Source organism: Rhizobium sp. 01L419, assembly GCF_056400025.1.
In genome coordinates this window covers 1-4,348 of the sequence record NZ_JBFTSM010000047.1, presented here as the reverse complement: position 1 = coordinate 4,348, position 4,348 = coordinate 1, and the positions used below count along the sequence as shown (strand labels likewise).

The following is a 4,348-nucleotide window of genomic DNA, read 5'->3' as shown; positions in this document are numbered from 1 at the left end:
AGGCTCAACGGAAACCGGAAATAGAGCCAAACCGTATGGGCAATCACGCCAGCTGGAAATCGGTGACGACGATAAAGAGGATCACGAGCAATCTGGTCATGACGCCATATCCCACATTTTGATCGCTGCTCGGTTAACGTTACGATGCCATCGCGGCTGTTCCGGCGCCGGTTGTCGAGACTTGGGCGCCATTGCGGAGCGTGGCTATGCCCCCGTCTTCTGCAAACACGCCGTAGGAGGTCCTTGATCGTGTCTCGATCACGCCCCCGAGAAAGCTGACAGCACTTCCAGTCCCCGTCGCCACCAAGGCGTGATTATTGAGCCCGGTGCCCCCTCCCAACATACGGATCGTCGAGTTGAACAGCACGATGCTGGCGCCGTTGTCCGAGATCGCACCCCTCATGTTGCTGGTGATCGTGGTGCCATTCGGCGGCCCCATCGTGATCGTCGCGCCGGTCCCGTTGACCGCGCTTCCGAGACCGGTCGCCCATAGCCCGATCTGTCCGGCTGAGGTTGCGGTTGTCGTCGCGGTCGTCGCCAACGTACTGCCGTTGAAACTGATCGTACCGCCCGACTCGGCGATGCGCCTGTGGTACTTGCCGCACCGAGGTTTTTCCGTCACCCCGTCCGCCGTGATCTGCCCACCATTGATCGCACGGTAACCTACGGCGCCTGCCGGAGTGACGTTCGTAACTGTGCCGGGCGCGACCGTGCAACTCGCGTTGTCCGCGACCGCGGGTGTTGGGCACGCCTGGCCGAACGCGAGGCCCGGTGAAATCGCCAGCAAAGCGGCGATGGCTCCAAAGCCGATATGATGGCAGCGAACGATGGCGGGCGAGAATCGGCGGACTTTCGTCAGCGTCGACGGTTTACCTGTTGGTTGTGATGTCACCCAGCCAAAATGACTCTCGAGCATTCCGCCTCCCGACTGCAATATACATCAGTGCTTGCATTAGAAGAGTCGTACTTATATCGAAGTAGTCCCACCATAAAGTCGCACCGCGCCCGAGTGCGGTGCGCAGGGATATGTCGATCACTCAACGCGCCTGGCCAACGGCCGAATACGATCCGTCGAGCGGCGAGAGGCACTCCTCTCAGATCCCGCAACAGTCCTCGTCCAATTTCGCACGACGCCCGCGACAAAGGCAGGGCGAGGTCTTCGCTGCAGCCCTGGCGTCCCGCTCCGGAGGCAGGATTTGATTATGTCGTCAAGGAGGATGGTGACTCCGGCCGGCAGATAAGGTCGGGTGAAATTTCCTCGCCGACCGAGATCCGCCCCCCATGATGCTCACCGAATAAATGCCAACGAAAATATCCTGCGCTCAGCTCGCCTCGAAGGGATCTGAACCGCCGCCTCTCTGATTGCGAACCACTTTAAGTTTGGCGCTTTGATATTGCTGAGCTTTTGAGGCTATCTCGACATGCAGACCGCGCATCAACGGCGTTTACTATCACTTCGACAAGGACGGTTATGCGCAGAGCCGCAGCCCGGCGTTCCGCGTCGTCGATACGCGTGACTTCAATCCTTAGTATTTGATGTCTCGTCCTGTTTGACGTCCTTTTTGCTTGGTGGCGCGTTTATCCTGCCGGCATGCAGCATTGCTTTGGTCATTGGCCGCGCGGCAGTCCTGCTTTGTATCCCGCGCGCCCTGGCGGGTGTCTTGGCGGACATCACGCGCAGATTTGCGCTGCTGTCCCTGCTCTGTTGCGACGGACATTACTGGCATGCCCATGAGGAATATTGCAGCCATCGAGGCAGCAGTGAAAGACTTAAGTCCGAACATGGTCCGTCTCCCGTTAAGAGGCCATAACTATAGCCTTGATGCTCTCAGTGGCGGCGTGAATGCCGCCACTGTCACAGGTTCTGCTACATTTTAGAGACCGCTTCCATGGCGTCTGCCAGCGTAGAGCCGGTGTTGCTCTTGCAATATTCGGCGACCTTCTCCGCGTTGGCGTGAGCCTTTTCGCCGTCGATCATCGCACTGCCAGCTTTTCCATGAACGTACCCGTTCACCCACATTGCCACGCCGATGGTTTTGGCGGCAGGCATGTCGCCAACTTCCTTACAGGTGACCTTTGACATGTCCACCTCCGCGGCCAAGGCCTGGCCTGCCAAGCCAAGACCGGCAAATGCTATTGCGATTGAAACAAGGCGCATCATAGTCGTCCTCCCAAACACCCTTGCCCCTTACCAGAGCGAGGGTTCGTGTGTGCAGTGATATGTTTGGAAACCACAAGGGCCACGGTCAACTCCGATCGCGGCAGGCCGTAATTTAGAAACACCTAATAATAGCACGATACGTTGAGGGATACACGTAGTTTTTAATTTGCGAAGGATGCCTCGCCTTCTCGGTAAGCCACACGGCCTGCTCAGGCGCGCCACCGAACGGATGCAAGCACTACCGTGACGGCGACCCGCCGCGGTCAGCAGAGGTGGCGAGATCTTGTTCACGATGCGCAAGAAAATATCGATGAGGCCTTTCAAAGGTTTCTTGTTCTCTGGCGTGCTGGAGGCCCGTCCAGAAGGTGAGGTCGCGCTCTCGGAGGGTTGGAGAAGCTCGAAGTGCCCGGTGCTGCAATTCTTAAGGCAAGGCGCCCCGGTTCGTTTGCGGCATTAACTGCACCGGCGCGGGAAGACAGCTGCGAAGGGCCGAAGATGCCATTCCCGTCTTCCGACGTCGTGAACATCATGGACGCGCTGCGCAAGTCGGTAGAGGCCGACCTCAAGAAGTAAAAGGGCTTCATGACCGGCCACCCACTTGTGCGAGCGGAAGTGCATCGTCGCAACAAACAAGAAACGCTCTCGGAGGGCTCGGCCTTAGGGGAAATTTCGGCTCTTCACCTTCAACGTATCAATGTGAAGATCCCGCACATATCCCGAGCGGGAGACTATGCCGAGCCTGTTTCCTAAAGCACGCGATTTCCGATAAATCCTGACAGCAAGCTCGGTATATTTTTCAACTGCCACGCCCTAAGAGCGGTCACCGATCTCCGCGAATGCGCTTCCCTTAGGTGCTCCCCGATTATGGCTTAGCAGGAGATGGGATTTTCCGGGGCTATAAGCGCCTCATCACGCTCCTCTCCGTCGGCGATGTGGCGAGAATGCGCCTCAAGGAGGCGTACAGCGTGCGGACTTGTTCGAGCAAGTTTCATGCTTTCTCCCCGTAGCCGGATATCGGCTTGAAACCCTCGGCGCCAAGATGGCCCACGTGATCGAGAACATCGGCGCAACAATAGACATCTTCGCGACCGTGCAAAGCCGAAAGATGCCTCGATGCAGCGCAAGTTTACTCGGACCCAGAAGTCCTGGTGAAATCGCAACCATGACCGAACGATTATGCTAGGTGGCAAATTCCCAAAGTTGGAAATACTTTCTTTTTAGGATAATCTAATATTTATCTTTCTTATATGTCGATTACATATACGATTGCGTTCGGACCGCGATGATTGGAATGGAGGTTCCAAACATTCAGATCCGCCATCGGCGTTATGCCAATCGGTCAGAGCAGTGCCCGAAGGATTTCACGACCGCCTTGCATTTGGATATTTTACTGACGCCGATTATTTCGGGTCATCCCGTTCGTCGCGCAGATCATTGCGGCGGCCACAGAACAATTCAGCCTGCACACCAAAAGGGGATATCAATGAGAAGCTTCGTGACACTTATCGCGACAACGTCAGTGGCGCTTTCGTTTGCGATGGCAGCCTCCGGACAAAATCCCGTTCCCAGCGCCAGTGATGTGCTCGTCAAATACGGGGAGGTTGAGGACTGGACCGTCTATACCAATCAAACCCGCGGAGATTGCCTGATCGTGCGCGACTTCGGTTCAGGTTCGGTGCAGATGGGCGTTACCGCAAATCAGGACGTCGGATATCTCGGCGTGTTCTCGAAGGCTGATATCGGCCTTCAGAACGGGACCAAGTCGGAAGTCTTCGTCTCCATCGCCGGCCATCTCTATAGCGGTGTCGCCACCAGCACCCATGGAGAACTCAAGGGCGGATATTCGGGTGGCTACATCCTGACGAACAGCCCGGAATTCAAACGCGCCGTCGCGAAGAAATATGAAATGATCGTGTTTCCGGAAACCAAGGGAACCTTCGTCGTCGACCTGAAGGGAACTTACAAGGCAATGGAAATGGGCCGGAAGTGCCTTAAGCATTGATCCTGATGTAGAAAGACCTGGCCGTAAACCCAGGAGGGCATCGTAACGTTAACCGAGCAGCGATCAAAATGTGGGATATGGCGTCATGACCAGATTGCTCGTGATCCTCTTTATCGTCGTCACCGATTTCCAGCTGGCGTGATTGCCCATACGGYTTGGCTCTATTTCCGGTTTCCGTTGAGCCT

General features: G+C 56.3%; 5 protein-coding genes and 1 pseudogene. 2 read left to right on the top strand and 4 right to left on the bottom strand.

The window, feature by feature from the left end; all coding sequences use genetic code 11:
- From AC1DUP_RS36695 to AC1DUP_RS36680, 4 genes and pseudogenes are all read right to left on the bottom strand, one after another.
- Window positions 1-92: pseudogene (locus AC1DUP_RS36695) on the bottom strand (IS6 family transposase); the annotation flags it as partial.
- Between the two features lie 47 nt (window positions 93-139).
- Entirely contained in the window at window positions 140-916 is a 777-nt protein-coding gene (locus tag AC1DUP_RS36690; RefSeq protein WP_113312134.1) for a hypothetical protein, read from the bottom strand.
- Window positions 917-1,526: 610 nt separating this feature from the next.
- Window positions 1,527-1,784 carry a hypothetical protein gene (locus AC1DUP_RS36685; RefSeq protein WP_027688628.1) on the bottom strand — a complete coding sequence of 86 codons (258 nt, stop codon included), beginning with the start codon at window positions 1,782-1,784 and terminating at the stop codon, window positions 1,527-1,529.
- Between the two features lie 83 nt (window positions 1,785-1,867).
- Entirely contained in the window at window positions 1,868-2,161 is a 294-nt protein-coding gene (locus tag AC1DUP_RS36680) for an HdeA/HdeB family chaperone (protein ID WP_477837363.1), read from the bottom strand.
- 387 nt (window positions 2,162-2,548) lie between these two features.
- Between AC1DUP_RS36680 and AC1DUP_RS36675 the strand changes: the two genes are divergently transcribed.
- Together AC1DUP_RS36675 and AC1DUP_RS36670 are read left to right on the top strand one after the other, a co-directional pair.
- Window positions 2,549-2,734, top strand: coding sequence for a hypothetical protein (locus AC1DUP_RS36675; protein WP_477837361.1), 186 nt, complete (start codon window positions 2,549-2,551; stop codon window positions 2,732-2,734).
- Window positions 2,735-3,644: 910 nt separating this feature from the next.
- Complete coding sequence (locus tag AC1DUP_RS36670) at window positions 3,645-4,163, top strand: hypothetical protein (protein ID WP_113312132.1); 519 nt, start codon at window positions 3,645-3,647, stop codon at window positions 4,161-4,163.
- Window positions 4,164-4,348 lie beyond the last annotated feature (185 nt).